15 protein-coding genes are annotated in these 15,905 nt (G+C 37.2%); 6 read left to right on the top strand and 9 right to left on the bottom strand.

The genetic code is table 11. From position 1 onward, the window contains the following. Positions 1 to 26: 26 nt before the first annotated feature. From IX38_RS03950 to lpxB, 6 genes are all read right to left on the bottom strand, one after another. On the bottom strand, positions 27 to 794 hold the full coding sequence (locus tag IX38_RS03950; RefSeq protein ID WP_034701967.1) for a succinate dehydrogenase/fumarate reductase iron-sulfur subunit: 768 nt from the start codon (positions 792 to 794) through the stop codon (positions 27 to 29). A gap of 24 nt (positions 795 to 818) precedes the next feature. Next, positions 819 to 2,831, bottom strand: coding sequence for a fumarate reductase/succinate dehydrogenase flavoprotein subunit (locus IX38_RS03945; protein WP_034701964.1), 2,013 nt, complete (start codon positions 2,829 to 2,831; stop codon positions 819 to 821). Between the two features lie 15 nt (positions 2,832 to 2,846). Beyond that, positions 2,847 to 3,509 (bottom strand): succinate dehydrogenase cytochrome b subunit, encoded by a 663-nt coding sequence (locus tag IX38_RS03940; protein WP_034701962.1) that lies wholly within the window; start codon positions 3,507 to 3,509, stop codon positions 2,847 to 2,849. Positions 3,510 to 3,653: 144 nt separating this feature from the next. Then, on the bottom strand, positions 3,654 to 5,444 hold the full coding sequence (locus tag IX38_RS03935) for a ComEC/Rec2 family competence protein (protein ID WP_228377906.1): 1,791 nt from the start codon (positions 5,442 to 5,444) through the stop codon (positions 3,654 to 3,656). Between the two features lie 348 nt (positions 5,445 to 5,792). After that, entirely contained in the window at positions 5,793 to 5,906 is a 114-nt protein-coding gene (locus tag IX38_RS23165; protein WP_228377905.1) for a hypothetical protein, read from the bottom strand. A 206-nt stretch (positions 5,907 to 6,112) separates the two neighbouring features. Continuing rightward, the gene (gene lpxB / locus IX38_RS03930) at positions 6,113 to 7,216 is read right to left on the bottom strand and encodes a lipid-A-disaccharide synthase (RefSeq protein ID WP_034701960.1); all 1,104 of its coding nucleotides are present in this window, start codon (positions 7,214 to 7,216) and stop codon (positions 6,113 to 6,115) included. Positions 7,217 to 7,294: 78 nt separating this feature from the next. On the opposite strand from lpxB, the gene IX38_RS03925 reads away from it, so the two are divergent. From IX38_RS03925 to IX38_RS03915, 3 genes are all read left to right on the top strand, one after another. Continuing rightward, positions 7,295 to 7,804: a DUF2480 family protein gene (locus tag IX38_RS03925; RefSeq protein ID WP_034701959.1), complete on the top strand. Its 510-nt coding sequence runs from the start codon at positions 7,295 to 7,297 to the stop codon at positions 7,802 to 7,804. Between the two features lies 1 nt (position 7,805). Further along, complete coding sequence (locus IX38_RS03920) at positions 7,806 to 9,065, top strand: protein O-mannosyl-transferase family (protein WP_034701956.1); 1,260 nt, start codon at positions 7,806 to 7,808, stop codon at positions 9,063 to 9,065. Between the two features lie 81 nt (positions 9,066 to 9,146). Further along, positions 9,147 to 9,803 (top strand): DUF937 domain-containing protein, encoded by a 657-nt coding sequence (locus tag IX38_RS03915; RefSeq protein WP_034701954.1) that lies wholly within the window; start codon positions 9,147 to 9,149, stop codon positions 9,801 to 9,803. Positions 9,804 to 9,858: 55 nt separating this feature from the next. On the opposite strand, the gene IX38_RS22280 is transcribed toward IX38_RS03915, so the two are convergent. Further along, positions 9,859 to 9,978, bottom strand: a complete 120-nt coding sequence (locus IX38_RS22280) for a 30S ribosomal protein THX (protein ID WP_084680188.1) — start codon at positions 9,976 to 9,978, stop codon at positions 9,859 to 9,861. Positions 9,979 to 10,226: 248 nt separating this feature from the next. Next, positions 10,227 to 11,621, bottom strand: a complete 1,395-nt coding sequence (locus IX38_RS03910; RefSeq protein ID WP_034701952.1) for an MATE family efflux transporter — start codon at positions 11,619 to 11,621, stop codon at positions 10,227 to 10,229. 112 nt (positions 11,622 to 11,733) lie between these two features. On the opposite strand from IX38_RS03910, the gene IX38_RS03905 reads away from it, so the two are divergent. The 3 genes from IX38_RS03905 to IX38_RS03895 all read left to right on the top strand — a co-directional run bounded on the left by IX38_RS03905 (position 11,734) and on the right by IX38_RS03895 (position 15,128). Continuing rightward, positions 11,734 to 12,099, top strand: coding sequence for an ankyrin repeat domain-containing protein (locus tag IX38_RS03905; protein ID WP_165570695.1), 366 nt, complete (start codon positions 11,734 to 11,736; stop codon positions 12,097 to 12,099). Positions 12,100 to 12,260: 161 nt separating this feature from the next. After that, positions 12,261 to 14,015, top strand: coding sequence for an aspartate--tRNA ligase (aspS, locus tag IX38_RS03900; protein ID WP_034701948.1), 1,755 nt, complete (start codon positions 12,261 to 12,263; stop codon positions 14,013 to 14,015). A 42-nt stretch (positions 14,016 to 14,057) separates the two neighbouring features. Continuing rightward, complete coding sequence (locus tag IX38_RS03895) at positions 14,058 to 15,128, top strand: hypothetical protein (RefSeq protein ID WP_034701947.1); 1,071 nt, start codon at positions 14,058 to 14,060, stop codon at positions 15,126 to 15,128. An 85-nt stretch (positions 15,129 to 15,213) separates the two neighbouring features. Here the strand turns inward: IX38_RS03895 and IX38_RS03890 are convergent, their stop codons facing one another. Continuing rightward, on the bottom strand, positions 15,214 to 15,822 hold the full coding sequence (locus tag IX38_RS03890) for a hypothetical protein (protein ID WP_131368634.1): 609 nt from the start codon (positions 15,820 to 15,822) through the stop codon (positions 15,214 to 15,216). Positions 15,823 to 15,905 lie beyond the last annotated feature (83 nt).

The raw sequence follows: 15,905 nt of genomic DNA, 5'->3' as shown, positions 1-15,905 counted from the left end.
CGATTTTTTATGTATTTGAATAGGTTTTATCCCTGATCTACCATAGCAGCCATATATTCTCTGTTCATTCTGGCGATGTTTTCAAGAGAAATTCCTTTCGGGCATTCAACTTCACACGCACCTGTATTGGAACAGTTTCCGAATCCTTCTTCGTCCATCGCTTTTACCATGTTCAGAACTCTTCTTTTAGCTTCTACTCTACCCTGAGGAAGTAAAGCAAACTGGGAAACTTTAGCTCCAACGAATAGCATTGCAGATCCGTTTTTACAAGTAGCCACACACGCACCGCATCCGATACATGCTGCAGCATCCATTGCTTTGTCTGCATCTTCTTTTGGAACCGGAATCGCATTGGCATCCAATGTATTACCTGAAGTATTCACGGAAATGAAACCTCCGGCAGCCATTACTCTGTCGAATGCGCTTCTGTCTACCATTAGGTCTTTGATAACAGGGAAAGCTGCACTTCTCCAGGGTTCAATAACGATGGTTTCACCGTCTTTGAACATTCTCATGTGAAGCTGGCAGGTAGTGATACCTGTATCCGGGCCATGTGCTCTACCGTTGATATAAAGGGAACACATCCCGCAGATTCCTTCACGGCAGTCGTGGTCGAAAGCAATAGGTTCTTTTCCCTCGTTAATAATATTTTCGTTCAGGATATCCAGCATTTCCAGAAATGAGGAATCTGTAGAAACATCCGATATTTTGTAGGTCTCGAACTGACCTTTGGTTTTGCTATTTTTCTGTCTCCAAATTTTTAAGGTAAGATGAAGGCCTTTTTTTGCACTCATAATTATTTATTTATAGGTTGGAGATTATTTGTAACTTCTTGCTTTAACTTCAATGTTTTCGTAGATCAGATCTTCTTTGTGCAGAACTTCAGTTGTGATATCATCTGTTTTATATTCCCATGCTCCCACATATTTGAAGTTAACATCATCTCTTTCAGCTTCACCTTCAGGAGTAGCATGATCTTCTCTGAAGTGTCCTCCACAAGATTCGTTTCTGTGTAATGCATCGATTGCCATTAATTGTCCCAGTTCAATAAAGTCTGCTACTCTGAATGCTTTTTCAAGCTCAGTGTTCATCCCTTCTGCGTCTCCCGGAACTTTCACATCGCTCCAGAAATCTTTTTTCACCTGTGCAATTTCAGCAATAGCTTCTTTCAAACCTTCAGGAGTTCTTCCCATTCCCACCTTATTCCACATGATGTGTCCTAATTTTTTGTGGAAATAATCTACTGAATGCGTTCCTTTATTATTTAAGAAGAAATTTACTTTGTCTTTAATTTCTTTTTCAGCCTGATCAAACTCACCAGAAGTCGTAGGAATTGTTCCTGTTCTGATGTCTGCAGAAAGATAATCTGCAATCGTGTAAGGAAGTACGAAATATCCGTCTGCCAACCCTTGCATCAAAGCAGAAGCTCCCAATCTGTTAGCTCCGTGATCTGAGAAGTTAGCTTCACCGATTACGAAACATCCAGGGATTGTAGATTGTAAGTTATAATCTACCCAAACACCACCCATGGTGTAGTGAACTGCAGGATAAATCTTCATAGGCGTTTTGTAAGGATCATCGGCTGTAATTTTTTCGTACATTACGAATAAGTTACCGTATTTCTCCTCAATCCAAGCTTTTCCTAAATCATAGATCTGCTGATCCGTAGGATTGTGAATATGTTTTTCGATAGCGGCTTCTTTACCTTTTTTGATGATCTCTGTAGAGAAATCCAGGTAGACACCCTCTTTAGTATCATTATTCTCGATTCCGAAACCAGCATCACACCTTTCCTTACCAGCTCTCGACGCAACGTCTCTAGGCACTAAGTTTCCGAATGCAGGATATCTTCTTTCTAAATAATAATCTCTATCTTCTTCTTTAATATTTTCAGGTCTTAATTTCCCTTCTCTAATAGCAACTGAATCTTCAATTTTCTTGGGAACCCAGATTCTTCCTGAGTTTCTTAATGATTCAGACATCAAAGTAAGTTTAGACTGCTGTGTTCCGTGAACCGGAATACAAGTCGGGTGAATCTGTACATAGCAAGGGTTTGCGAAGTATGCTCCTTTTTTGTGGATTTTCCAGGCTGCAGAAACGTTGGATCCCATTGCGTTTGTAGAAAGAAAATATACGTTTCCGTAACCTCCCGAAGCAATGACAACGGCGTGAGCAGAATGTCTTTCGATTTCACCTGTTACAAGATTTCTTGCAATAATTCCTCTTGCTTTTCCGTCTACAATAACAAGGTCAAGCATTTCATGACGGTTGTACATCTTGATTCTGCCTTTACCGATCTGACGGCTCATTGAAGAATATGCTCCCAGCAATAACTGCTGTCCTGTCTGTCCTTTTGCGTAGAATGTTCTTTTTACCTGAACTCCACCAAATGAACGGTTATCTAATTGACCACCGTAATCTCTTCCGAAAGGTACTCCCTGAGAAACACACTGGTCTATGATATTGGCAGAAACTTCAGCTAGTCTGTAAACGTTAGCCTCTCTTGCTCTATAGTCACCTCCTTTGATGGTGTCATAGAATAATCTGTACGTAGAGTCACCGTCGCCCTGATAGTTTTTAGCGGCATTGATCCCCCCCTGTGCAGCAATTGAGTGTGCTCTTCTTGGGGAATCCTGGTAGCAGAATGCTTTTACATTATATCCCTGCTCAGCCAGTGTAGCTGCTGCAGAACCTCCTGCCAAACCTGTCCCTACAACAATAATATCAATCTTGTCTCTGTTGTTTGGTGCAACAAGGTTCATATGGTCTTTATGATGCTTCCATTTATCCTTTAAAGGACCAGCCGGAATTCTTGAATCTAATTTACTCATATTGGTATACTGATATTATTGAGTTACGAAGTGAAAAATTGCAATAAAAATAAAGCCTGCAGGAATAAGGATTGAATACCATTTTCCAAAAGCTTTGATTACCGGAGTATATTTCGGATGTCTTGCGCCGATAGACTGGAACGAAGATTGGAAACCGTGAGCCAAATGCAGCCCCAGCAAAACAAAAGAGATCACATATAGAGCAACTCTCCAAAGATCTGCAAACTTCTCATGCAGCTCCGGCCAGAAACGTTCTGCATCAGGAGCAAGTCCTTCCACATACTTGTAATTGATTTCATGAAGCCAGAAATCATATAAGTGAAGCGCCAGGAATGCTAAAACAACCGCTCCGGAAATAATCATATTCCTGGACATCCATGAAGAATTCACAGAAGGGTTGTTTGAAGCGTACTTTATAGGACGCGCTTTATTGTTCTTAATTTCAAGTACGAATCCCATGATGAAATGGAATAGAACTGCAAAACCAAGAACAGGCTGCATTAAGAACTGCACAAAAGGATTATAGCCCATAAAATCTGATGCTGTATTGAATGCATCACGATTGAGGACTGATAACAAATTGGTCGTCAAATGCAGTATAAGAAAGATCAGCAAAAATAGAGCTGATAATGCCATCGCATATTTTCTACCTATCGTAGAACTCGTTAAACCTGCCATATAAGTTTAAATTTGAATTTCCCACAAAATTAAGAAATGTTAACAATATCGCGAAGTGAGAAATCTCACAATTAGCCAGTTTGTAATCTTTCTAAATAAGAATGTATCACATTATTTAAAGGGGAAAATGAAAAGTACGGTTTATTATTTCAAATCATAAATTTTGCCATCATAAACTACCTTTTCTGCTGTCTGGGGAAAGGTCTTTATTTCCATGATCCGGATACGTCTTGAAGAGCAGTATGGACCTGCGATAAATTTTAAAATTTTCTTTTTGTCCGAATTTTCTCCTATCCAGAAACAAGCCTTACTCCCTTTCTTCACTGATATTACTTTAGCCTTATTAAAATCGTGGAACACAATTTCCTCTTTCTGATTTTCAAAAATATTAAACCCTATCCTGATCATACAAAAAACCATAACCATCGCTACTATCCTGATTAAATTTTTAAAATTGATATTTAATAGCAATGGTCTCAGCGCATAAACGATAAGGGATAAGGATATTACTTCAGCAATATTCATCGCTATATTTGAGTAAAACAGCATATCTCTTTCTGAAAACCAGTGAATAAGGTTCAATAATATCCGGATAGATTCGTCATATACGAAATTGATCCATGTAAAATCTATCTTCAATCCTATGAGAAGCGTCATGAAAAAAGAAAATACGATGAGTATTTCTGAAAACGGAACAATCAGAATATTGGCAGGTACAGAAACCAGCGAGAACTGGTGAAAATAATAAAGAACCAGCGGAAGCGTTGCAAGTTGTGCAGAAATAGAAATGGTAATAGTATTGATTATCAGTTTTTTAAAATAACCTTCCTGTCGGGGAAAATATTTTAAAAGAGGCTGATTGAGCCAAAAGATCCCTAATACCGCCAGAAAGCTGAGCTGAAAACCTACATCAAAAAGCTGTTGTGTATCAGCCACCAAAATTATCATCACCGACAGTGAAAGGGAATGAAGCAGGTCCGGTTTTCTCTGAAGCAGCACATAGACAAAATATACAGTGAGCATAATGCAGGAACGCATTACTGAATTTCCGAAACCGATAAATGCAGCAAAGAGCCAGATAAAGGAAATACTGGAAATAACTGCATATTTTCTGAGCCGGAGAGGACTGAAGCGTGTCAGCAAAAAATAAAACATTCCAAAAATGACGACAATGTGAGTCCCTGAAATAGCCAATAGATGGACCATCCCGGATCTGTTGAAATCCTCCACGGTCCCGGAATCCATTTCTGTTCTGTCTGCCAGGATAATCCCTTTTAGAAACTCCCGGGTTTTGGAAGACATTTCAACGTTGTCGATCTTTTGCAGTATTTCTATTCTGCGTTGCTGAATGCGTTCATTTAAATTCAAATCTGTTCTTTCTGCTGAAAGAATATTACTGGATATATAACATTGATATTCAATATTTTTCCTTTTCAGATACTTAGCATAATCAAACTGAAAAGTGTACTGCGGAGATTTTGTTTTTGACACGTAGGCATCAGCTTTGTAATAATGTCCGAAATCAAGTTCTTTATTGGTTTTAGGGATATAGAGAATGGCATTGAAATATTCTTTTCCGGCACGAATAACGGCTTCATATTTTTTATTTTTTTCTGTAGAGTTCAATTTTTTGGAGATCTTAAAGAATACGGCCGCGTTTTGAGGAACAGACAGGTTACCGGATGAAAAGGTATTGAAAAAATGAAGGATTATTCCAGCTCCGAAAAACATCAGTCCCAGCAATATTGCCTTTGCTTTGTGCAGAAAGTAAGAATTCAAAAAATATAAAATGAAAATTACGAAACAGCCTGCAGACACCATGTAAATCATCATTTTGTCCAACGGTAATTGATCCTGAAGAAGGATTCCGAGGATAAAACAGACGGATAAAATGAGAAGTGGCTGCTTGTTCAACTGTTCAATATTTATAATCAAAAAGGTATTAATTTGTTTGATTATTAAATAACACAGATTTTGCAGAATTTAAATAGTATTTCTCACCCGAATGAATAAAACAGGGCTTGATTATTTACTATGAAATAAGATTTTATGTGGAAAAAATAAAAGCCCTCCGCTAAAGACAGTTTGGTATTAAAAATGACCGTTACCGCAGTTTTATTATTCCAGTTAAAATGTTTAATACAATATCTTCTTCTGGGAATTAAATTTCCTTATAAAGATTTACTTACAGAATTATTTACCGCTTAAAAAATGATCGGCCAGGCGCTTGGTTTCTTTTATATACAACCGGGAGTCTTTTCCATAATCTTCATATTTGAAATCTCATGATTTTTTGGGAACTGCAGGTTCTATCTGTATTCCTTCATGCCATTCATTAAAGGAAGTGATCCCTATAAAGTCCGGATTTACGTTTACAGCAGTGATAATATTTCCCATCCATTTTAGGGTTCCGTACCAGCCATAATAGAAAATCTGTACTTTATCTCCGGATTTGCTGTTTTTTGCGAAATTTTTCGGTGAAATGCAGATGAATAGAATTACCGCCAGAAAGCTTTAAAAAAAATTCATTTGATAAAATTTAAATCTATAAAATTATTCAGCATATGGATGATCAGAAGCTAAGATCATTTCAGAAAGAGTCATTAAATGCTTAAAATAACATCGGCCGCTTTTTCACTGGCTCCTTTTCCGCCAAGCTTTTCTCTTAAAAGACTGTAATCTGCCAAAACCTGGTTTCTTTTTTCGCCTTCTATCATTTTGTTGAGTTCTTCAACTAGATTTTTCGTATTCAGATCGTTTTGGATCAGTTCTTTCACAACTTCCCTGTCCATGATCAGATTGACCAGAGAAATATATTTGATATTTTTAACGAGTCTCTTTGCAATGGCGTAAGAGATTTTGCTTCCGCGGTAGCAGACCACTTCCGGAACATTAAGCAAGGCGGTTTCCAGTGTCGCTGTTCCTGAGGTTACTAAAGCAGCTTTCGAGCACCTGAGCAGATCGTATGTTCTGTTGGAAACAAAATGAACGTTATCATCCACATATTTTTGATAGAATTCTTTCGGAAGGCTTGGTGCACCGGCAATGACAAACTGGTAATCTTTAAAATGCGGTCTCACGGAAAGCATTATTTCAAGCATTTTCTCTACTTCCTGTTTTCTGGAACCGGGAAGAAGTGCAATGATTTCTTTTTCATTAAAGCCGTTTTCTTTTTTAAACTCTTCAGCACTGATGTCTTTCAGACCGGCAATAGCATCAAGAAGCGGATGTCCTACAAAATGAGAATGAACACCGTGCCCTTTGTAAAAATTTTCTTCAAAAGGGAGAATAACCATCATTTCATCTACATACTTTTTAATGATCTCTACCCTGCTTTCTTTCCAGGCCCAGAGCTGCGGAGAAATATAATAGACTACTTTTATCCCTAGTTCTTTTGCAAATTTTGCAATTCTCAAATTAAATCCGGGATAATCAACCAGAATAAGAATATCGGGCTTATTTTTTCTGATATCTTCTTTACAGAATTTGATATTGTTCAGGATGGTTCTTAAATTCATAGCGACTTCCAGGAAACCCATAAATGCCAAATCACGGTAATGTTTTACCAATATTCCTCCCTGTGCTTTCATAAGATCGCCGCCCCAGAACCTTATTTCCGCCTGCGGATCTTTCTGTTTAAGGGCTTTCATTAAGTTGCTTCCATGCAGATCACCGGAAGCTTCTCCTGCAATAATATAATACTTCATTTCTATAGTAAGGATAGAGAACAAATTAAGGTTTACTTGATCTTAATTTGTAAATTTGTCCAAAGATAATGATAAAAAATGTCAGAAGAATTTGAAATCCGAAATAAAATTGCTGAAAGCGGCTTTGTGAATTTTGACCTGTCTACCCTGATTCCTAAGGGAATAAGAAAGGGTATTGACCTTAAAGATTTTCTTTTCCAGGAAATGATCCTGAAGGAAAAAGATTTCAGGGAAAAAGTAGACGCTATAGATGCTGAAGAGTATAAAGACGCTTATATATATATTTACAATTCTGTGGACACCATTGTTCCGCTGTGGGCGTATTTTGTACTGACAGCTAAACTTACGGACGTCGCCAAAAAGATAGTATTCGGGGACCGTGAAGATCTGGAAGTGATCCTGATGCATAATGCTGTTCAGACTTATGATTTTGAGGATATGAGAGGCAAAAGAGTTCTTGTAAAAGGCTGCTCTGATAAAGAAATTCCTGAAAACGCGTATATAGAACTGGTTGAACAACTGAAACCGATGGTAAAATCCCTGATGTTCGGCGAAGCCTGCTCTAATGTTCCTATTGTAAAGAATTAACATGAGGAACTCTTTATCCGCCTTATTTTTATTCTTTATTTTTCTGGTAATTTACTATTCCGGGAGCTTCACAAAAATTCCTTTTGCAGACTGTGTTGGTTTTGTGCTGGATGCTGAGAAAGGTAAATTCATGACAACTGCTACGGCAACTACTCATTTTTTATACATCAATACGGTCATTTTAATTAAAAACATAACCGGTCTTAATGGAATCGAGGCAAGCCGTTTATTAGTAGTTTTTTCAGGAGCTGCAACCGTTTCCGTAATCTATCTTACCGCTAAAAGCATTACGAAAACAGAATGGGCTTCTCTCACAGCAGCTTTTGTTTTTGGTTTCAGCTTCTCATTCTGGCGAAATGCAGAGATTGTAGAAGTATATACCTACAATACCTTATGGGTAAGTCTTTTTTTCTTTTCAATCATTAAGAGTTTTATAGAAAATAAAAAACAATATATCGTATTGGCAGGTCTATTTTTAGGCATCAGTCTTTGGGTACATATCCAAAATATTTTACTGATCCCTGCTTTTTTGCTTTTCCTTTTTTATTTTAAAGATGATAAAAAATATTCCTATCCATCCCTGCTGGTGTTTGGGCTGTTATTCGCATCATTATTTATTCTGAATATATCTCAGGGGCTTCCCTTCAAGTCCCCATACAGCTCGGATCAGGGAAACTGGGTGGAAGAATCTTTCCAAAAAACCTTTTTACAGTATGTTAAAGATTTTCTCCAGTCTTTCGCTTACCTCATCTATAATTTCAATATATTTACTTTTTTCGGAGTAATGGGTGCTTTATTTCTATACAAATCCAATAGAAAAATGTTCTTTGTTTTTCTTGCAGGATCTTTGTGTGTGTATGGCTTTTCAACTTTTTATGCAGTTTCGGATAATTATGTTTTCTTTCTTCCTTTCAACATTATTTTTGCACTGTCTGTGGGATACGGACTGTCTCATCCAAAATATGCAGCTCTCAAAAAAATGTCATGGGTGTGCCTGCTTATTCCCCTGGGATATTTTCTCAGCTATAAAACCGTTTTCCAGACCGAAACAGGAAAAGCACTCCACAACTTTAAAAAGTATAAAGGAGGGCTGGATTATTATATGCTTCCGTGGATGAATGACAACGTGGGTATTCTTGAGTTTACAATTGATAAAAAAGAAGCTCCGGAACCTATTAAATGGATGACTTTGAGTGCTGTGGAATATATAAAACTGATGAAAAGCAAAGGATATACAGAGGAGGAGATCAAAAAACTTTAACAATAATTGTGAGGTGAAAAATTTCGTGAATCACATTTTTTGATATCTTTGATTTACTTAATACTTTAAAATAAACACAATATGAGCTTAATCGACCTACTTACAGGTAACACCAGCAATCAGGTTGCTGAACAGGCAGAAAACAAATTCGGAATCAGCAGAAACCAGATCATCGCGCTATTGGCAGTAGCTGCCCCTTTGGTTATTTCTTACCTTAGAAACAAATCCCAGGATGCTAAAGAAGCAGAAGCTTTAAATAATGCATTAGATAAAGACCACGACGGAAGCATTCTTGATGATGCCTCACAAGCCGAGGCCAGACAGGCGGAGGGAGGATCAATCCTTGACCATGTTTTTGGCAGCCAGAAAAGTACTGTTGAAAATCAGCTTTCTCAGAATACGGGAATCTCAATTGACAAAATCGGACCTGTTTTAGCGATGCTGGCTCCGGTAATTATGGGATACATCGGTAAAGAAAAACAACAGAACAATGTAGGAGCAGGAGGTCTGGGAGATCTTTTGGGAGGGATTCTTGGAAATGCATCCAACCAGGCTCAGGCCCAGCAATCAAGTCCTTTAAATGATATTTTAGGAAGTGTTTTGGGAGGAGGACAATCTCAATCGGGAGGAAACCCGCTTAACGATATCCTGGGAAGCGTACTCGGCGGAGGCGGAGGACAGCAGCAACAGGGAGGCGGATTAGGAAGCATCCTTGGTAATATTTTAGGAGGAAAATAATTTAATTTTGTATATTGAAAAAGGCTGAAGATTATAATCTTCAGCCTTTTTATTTTTAGCTCTTCGCTTTAGTTTCAGAAGAACCAACTGGCTTGGAAGATTTTCTGGGTCTTCTCTTGCCATAACTTCCCGCATTAATCTTTCCTCTTCTTGATTTTTTGTCTCCTTTTCCCATAATGTATAGATGTTTTTATTGGTTAAACACTAAATTAGAAAATATTGTATACATCAAAAAATTAAGGCTGTTAAAATTTTTATAAATCTAATATAAGTCAGGAAGCTTGAGGGGAAGTTATTGAGGCTGAAAGCAAACTAAAGCACATCTGTATTACTTTTTACACCTGATAAAGTATCCCGAGGTACAGTCTGGAGAAATCCTAGATAAGGATATATTAGTAACTTCCTCTTCCAACCTCCATCTATTTAAACCTTCACCGTCTTCCACTTCCCTTTTTTAAACAAAATGAAAGCAACAATAGTAATTAACATTTCTGCAGCAGGAATAGATATGAACACTCCTTTCGGGCCCATCCCGAAATGTTTGGAAAGAAAGTAAGCCAGCGGAATCTGAAACAGCCAGAATCCGAAAAAATTCACCCAGGTCGGTGTCCAGGTATCCCCGGCTCCGTTAAAGGCATTGATGAGTACCATTCCGATTCCATAGAAAATAAATCCAACGCTCATAATGTGCAATGCATTTTTGGCAACATCTTTAATCTCTGTTTCCTGTGTGAAAAATCCTACAAGAAAATCTCCAAGCAGGAAAAATATCAAACTTACCGCCAGCATAAAGATCACATTATATTTCACCGTTTTCATGACAGACTGTTCCGCCCTCAGCATCTCATTAGCTCCCATATTCTGTCCGACCAGTGTAGAAGCGGCATTACTCAGTCCCCAGGCGGGAAGCATAAAAAACATCATCAGCCTCAACGCCGTCTGGTATCCCGCAGAAGCATTTTCTCCTCCGGTAGTGGCCACCAGTTGGGCGAGAAAAATCCAGCTGCATGAAGCAATCACAAACTGGAAAATTCCGGGAGTGGCTATTTTTACAATAGATTTTATCTGCCTGAAATCAGGAGTAAAATAAGAAACTGCTATACGGATCTGGGTATCAGCAACCAAAAGATGGTACAATTGATAAATTACTCCAACACTTCTTCCTATCGTAGTGGCCAAGGCAGCTCCCGTAAGACCCATCGCAGGAACAGGTCCGAAACCTTTGATGAGAACCGGACAGAGAATGATATTCACAATATTGGCGATCCAAAGAGATTTCATGGCAATGGCCGCATTTCCGGCTCCTCTGAAGATTCCGTTGATCAAAAATAACAGCATAATGATCACACTGCTTCCCATCATGATTCTCGTAAAATCTTTTCCATAAGCCGCAGCTTCAGGTTTTGAACCCATCAGGATCAGAATTTCTTCAGCATAAATAACTCCGAACAAACTTAGAATGGCGGTAATAATAAACGAAACGAGTAAAACCTGCGCTGCACTTCTGGAAGCCTGCTCCGGATTCTTCTCCCCGATCCTACGGGCGACCAGCGCCGTTGCGGCCATACTCATTCCTATTGCAATAGAATACATGACCGAAAGTACAGATTCCGTTAAACCAACGCTCTGGATTGCATATCCGCTTTCTTTCAAATGCCCGACGAAATATAAGTCGACCAAAGCAAATACGGATTCCATAGCCATTTCCAGCATCATGGGAACAGCCAGTAAAAGCACGGCACTTCTTATCGTTATTTTCGTGTAATCCACTTCGTCACCACTAAAGGCTTTTTTCAAAAACTCTATATATTTTGCCATTTCCTGATCAATAATTATCTGATTTTCAAAAATACAAATTCAATTCTTATAAAAATTTAGTTACTCATATCAAAAAAATAATTTAGATTTGTATATTCTTAAAATGAATCTTATGAAAAAAATAATCTCTACTGCTTTTCTACTTGTAATTTCTGCATCTGCCAATATGCTTTCTGCTCAGACTCAGACACTCAGCAAAGCTCAGATTCAAGCCATTCAATCTGACAATGTTGCTTCATTTAAAAAGAATTTTTCAAAAGCAGATTACAACAAATGCTTTCCCCTTAAAGATGAAACTTTCAGTGCATTAGGTTTCAGCTCTCTTTATGGCAGAAATAATATTGTTAAATATCTTTTGGACAGCCAGGCAGATATTAATAAGGAATGTAACGGTAAAACTCCCCTTGCATTAGCTAAATTGGGAAACAAAGAACAAACCGTACAGCTGTTGATACAAAAAGGAGCTGCCAATAATTAATTAAAAGCCCTTAAAATACTATACAAAACTTCCGAAAGGAAGTTTTTTTGTTTACAGAACCTGCAAAAATCCTATCTTTGCATCCGGAAATTATGGTTGAAAACTTCATGATCAGAAAGCTCAACCCTATATCTTAAACATTGAACCTTAAACAAATTAGTATGTTTCGATCACACACGAACGGAGAATTATCTCTGAAAAATCTTAATGAAGAAGTTACACTTTCCGGATGGGTACAGACTATCCGTGATAAAGGATTTATGATTTGGATAGATCTTCGGGATCGTTACGGAATTACTCAGTTGGTTTTTGACCAAGACCGTTCTTCAGTGGAATTGATGGAAAATGCAAAGAAACTGGGGCGTGAATTCGTGATTCAGGTTACTGGAAAAGTTATCGAAAGAGTAAGCAAAAACCCCAATATTCCAACAGGAGAAATCGAAATTTTAGTTGATAAATTAGAAGTTCTTAATGAATCCCAGCTTCCGCCTTTCACCATTGAAGATGAAACAGACGGTGGCGAAGAATTAAGAATGAAATACCGTTACCTGGATATCAGAAGAGCTCCGGTAAGAGATAAACTGATCTTCCGCCACAAAATGGCGCAGAAAGTGAGAAATTATCTTTCAGACGAAGGATTTATAGAGGTTGAAACTCCGGTTTTAATCAAATCTACTCCGGAAGGAGCAAGAGATTTCGTTGTACCAAGCAGAATGAATCCGGGACAGTTTTATGCATTACCACAGTCTCCACAGACTTTCAAACAGCTTTTAATGGTTGGAGGAATGGATAAATATTTCCAGATCGTGAAATGTTTCCGTGACGAAGATTTGAGAGCCGACAGACAGCCGGAATTCACACAAATCGATTGCGAAATGGCTTTCGTAGAGCAGGAAGACGTGATGAATGTTTTTGAGGGAATGACAAAAACTCTGATCAAAGATATTACAGGTCAGGAATTCGGAGCGTTCCCAAGAATGACGTTCGCCGATGCGATGCAGAAATACGGAAACGACAAACCGGATATCCGTTTCGGAATGGAATTCGTGGAATTGAATGAATTAGTAAAAGGAAAAGATTTCAAAATATTTGATGAAGCCGAATTGGTTGTCGGAATCAATGTTGAAGGATGCGCTGACTATACAAGAAAGCAAATCGACGAATTAGTTGATTGGGTTAAAAGACCGCAAATCGGAGCTTCAGGAATGGTTTGGGCTAAATTCCAGAATGATGGTGTGAAAACTTCGTCTGTAAATAAATTCTACAACGAAGAAGATTTAGCAAAAATCATCGGGAAATTCGGAGCAAAAGAAGGCGATTTAATGTTAATTCTTTCAGGAAACGAACACAAAGTAAGAACCCAGCTTTCTGCGTTGAGAATGGAGCTTGGAAACCGTTTAGGATTAAGAAAAGGAGACGTATTTGCACCACTTTGGGTTGTTGACTTCCCGTTATTGGAATTCGACGAAGAAAGCGGACGTTACCACGCCATGCACCACCCTTTCACCTCTCCAAAACCGGAAGATATTCATTTGCTAGAAACTGATCCCGGAAAAGCAAGAGCCAACGCATACGATATGGTCTTGAACGGAAACGAGATCGGCGGTGGTTCGATCAGAATTTTCGACAGAGATTTGCAGTCAAGAATGTTTGATCTATTAGGATTCTCGAAAGATGAAGCAGAAGCACAATTTGGATTCCTTATGAACGCCTTTAAATACGGAGCTCCGCCTCACGGTGGTTTAGCTTTCGGGTTTGACCGTTTGGTAGCGATTCTTGACGGAAACGAGGTGATCAGAGATTATATCGCATTCCCTAAAAATAATTCAGGGCGTGATGTGATGATCGACGCACCAGCAGCGATTGCCGATGAACAGCTCGATGAACTGGAATTGAAATTAAATTTAAAAGCATAAATTAGAAGCGGAGATTTTTCTCCGCTTTTTTAATAATTTCAAATGAAAAAACTAATAACAAAACTAAATTATCTTTTTATTCTGATAGGATTTTTCGGTTCAGCTCAGAATTATATAGTTGAAAATGAAAAACTAAAAGGGAATATAAAATCTATCGATTTATTTATTATCGAACATGGTAACAAAGAAAAACCTGTGGATCTACAGACCTTCGATTCAAAAGGGAGACCTCTTATCGTAAAAAAATACAATGATGGATATTTGAGAAGCGAAGAGAGAAATGAATATCTGCCGAATCAAATTATTACTACGCTTTGCCAATCTTGTGGTGATAATTTTGACAGTTATTTTTCTAAATTTTCAATCAAAGAAAATCAAAAACATCCGTATTCTGGTTATGGAACGAATGACCCAAGTGTAAAACGAAAAATTTTCAAGACCACAGATAAAAAAGGCAATGTTGTTTTAGCAAAATATTATAACGTAGAAGGATACCTTATTTCTATCACAAAATCTACTTATAACGCTCAATCTAAACTTCTTTCAAGAGAAAGCTCTGATGATGAAAATAAATTGCTTTCAAACAGCAAATATATTTACAACAAGAATAATTCAGTAATTGAAGAAATCAGCAAAAGTGAAACCCAACCTGAATTAAAAATGAATTATTTCTACGATAATCTCGGAAGAATAAAACTTGAAAAACAAAACTATAACAATAGCCTTTACGAAACATCTTATGAATATGCTAAAGTAAAAGATACTGCAAAAATTTTAAAATATTCTGCAAGTCCACCAAAAGAAAAAAAGCTGTACCAGATTGAATTAACTTATCCAAAACAAAAAGGTAAAATCATAGAAAAACAAAATGTATCTGACAACAAAGTCGGCTACAAAACAGTTTATGAATATGATGAATCCCAAAAATTAGTTGTACAGAAATATTACGATGACAAAAGTGAACTCATCAGTGAATCGCATTATTTTTATGATAAAAATGGAAACTGGAATGAAATCAATACTTCCGAAACGATAAGTGTAATTTATAATAACGATGCACCTAAAAAAGAAAATCAAAAAAAGAAATACATCAGAAAGATTGAATATTATTGATTTTAAGGCAATTTTATCTTTTTCAGTATGAAAAGCAATAATCTATCTTGAAAACAAAAAAGCGGAGAAAAAATCTCCGCTTTTCTTATTTTTGTGATTCCCTAAAAAAGAAATCATCCAATTCAGAAGCCAGTTCCCCAACTTTTTTCATAAGAATTTCATCATACTTTGCATAAAATTCATTATTTTTCACTTCAAAATATTCCGGATAAAAATTCTTAACTTCTTTTTGCACAGCTTCATCTACCGCTTCTGTAAATAAGGTGCGTCTCGAATTACTATTGGCAAGATCAGGCTGAAGCTGACGTTCAAATTCCCGGAAATCTTTAATATCGGAAGGATCTATTGTTTTTTCTGACCATTCAATATGTCTATTTATTTTATCCGCAGGAAGGTTTTTAAAATACTTTTCTACAAAAGAATGCACCGTAAATTCTTCTTCATGCAATACTTTTAAGATCTTGCCATCTTTCATCCCATAACTTCTGATACTTTCGCTAACTTTATTAATGTAAGCCGCAGCATCAGGTTCAGAATTTCTAAGATACTTTATTATATCCCACAAGTATACAATAAAAGGAACAGAGACTTCATTTCCGTCATCTTTTTTAAAGAAAATATAGAATTTCACAAGGTCCGTTCCGAAATCTTGCATATCACTGATTTCTTCAATACGAGTAATCTTATTCATCATTTGTAATTTATTTTAGATATTTTAATTAAGGATTTACAACAAATATATTAAATTTCCCTACGGCACAATCATTGCATTTTCAT

It is taken from the genome of Chryseobacterium luteum (genome assembly GCF_000737785.1).
Lineage (GTDB): Bacteria > Bacteroidota > Bacteroidia > Flavobacteriales > Weeksellaceae > Chryseobacterium > Chryseobacterium luteum.
Note: the sequence above shows the minus strand (reverse complement) of the source record. Positions and strands in the feature narration are given on the sequence as shown.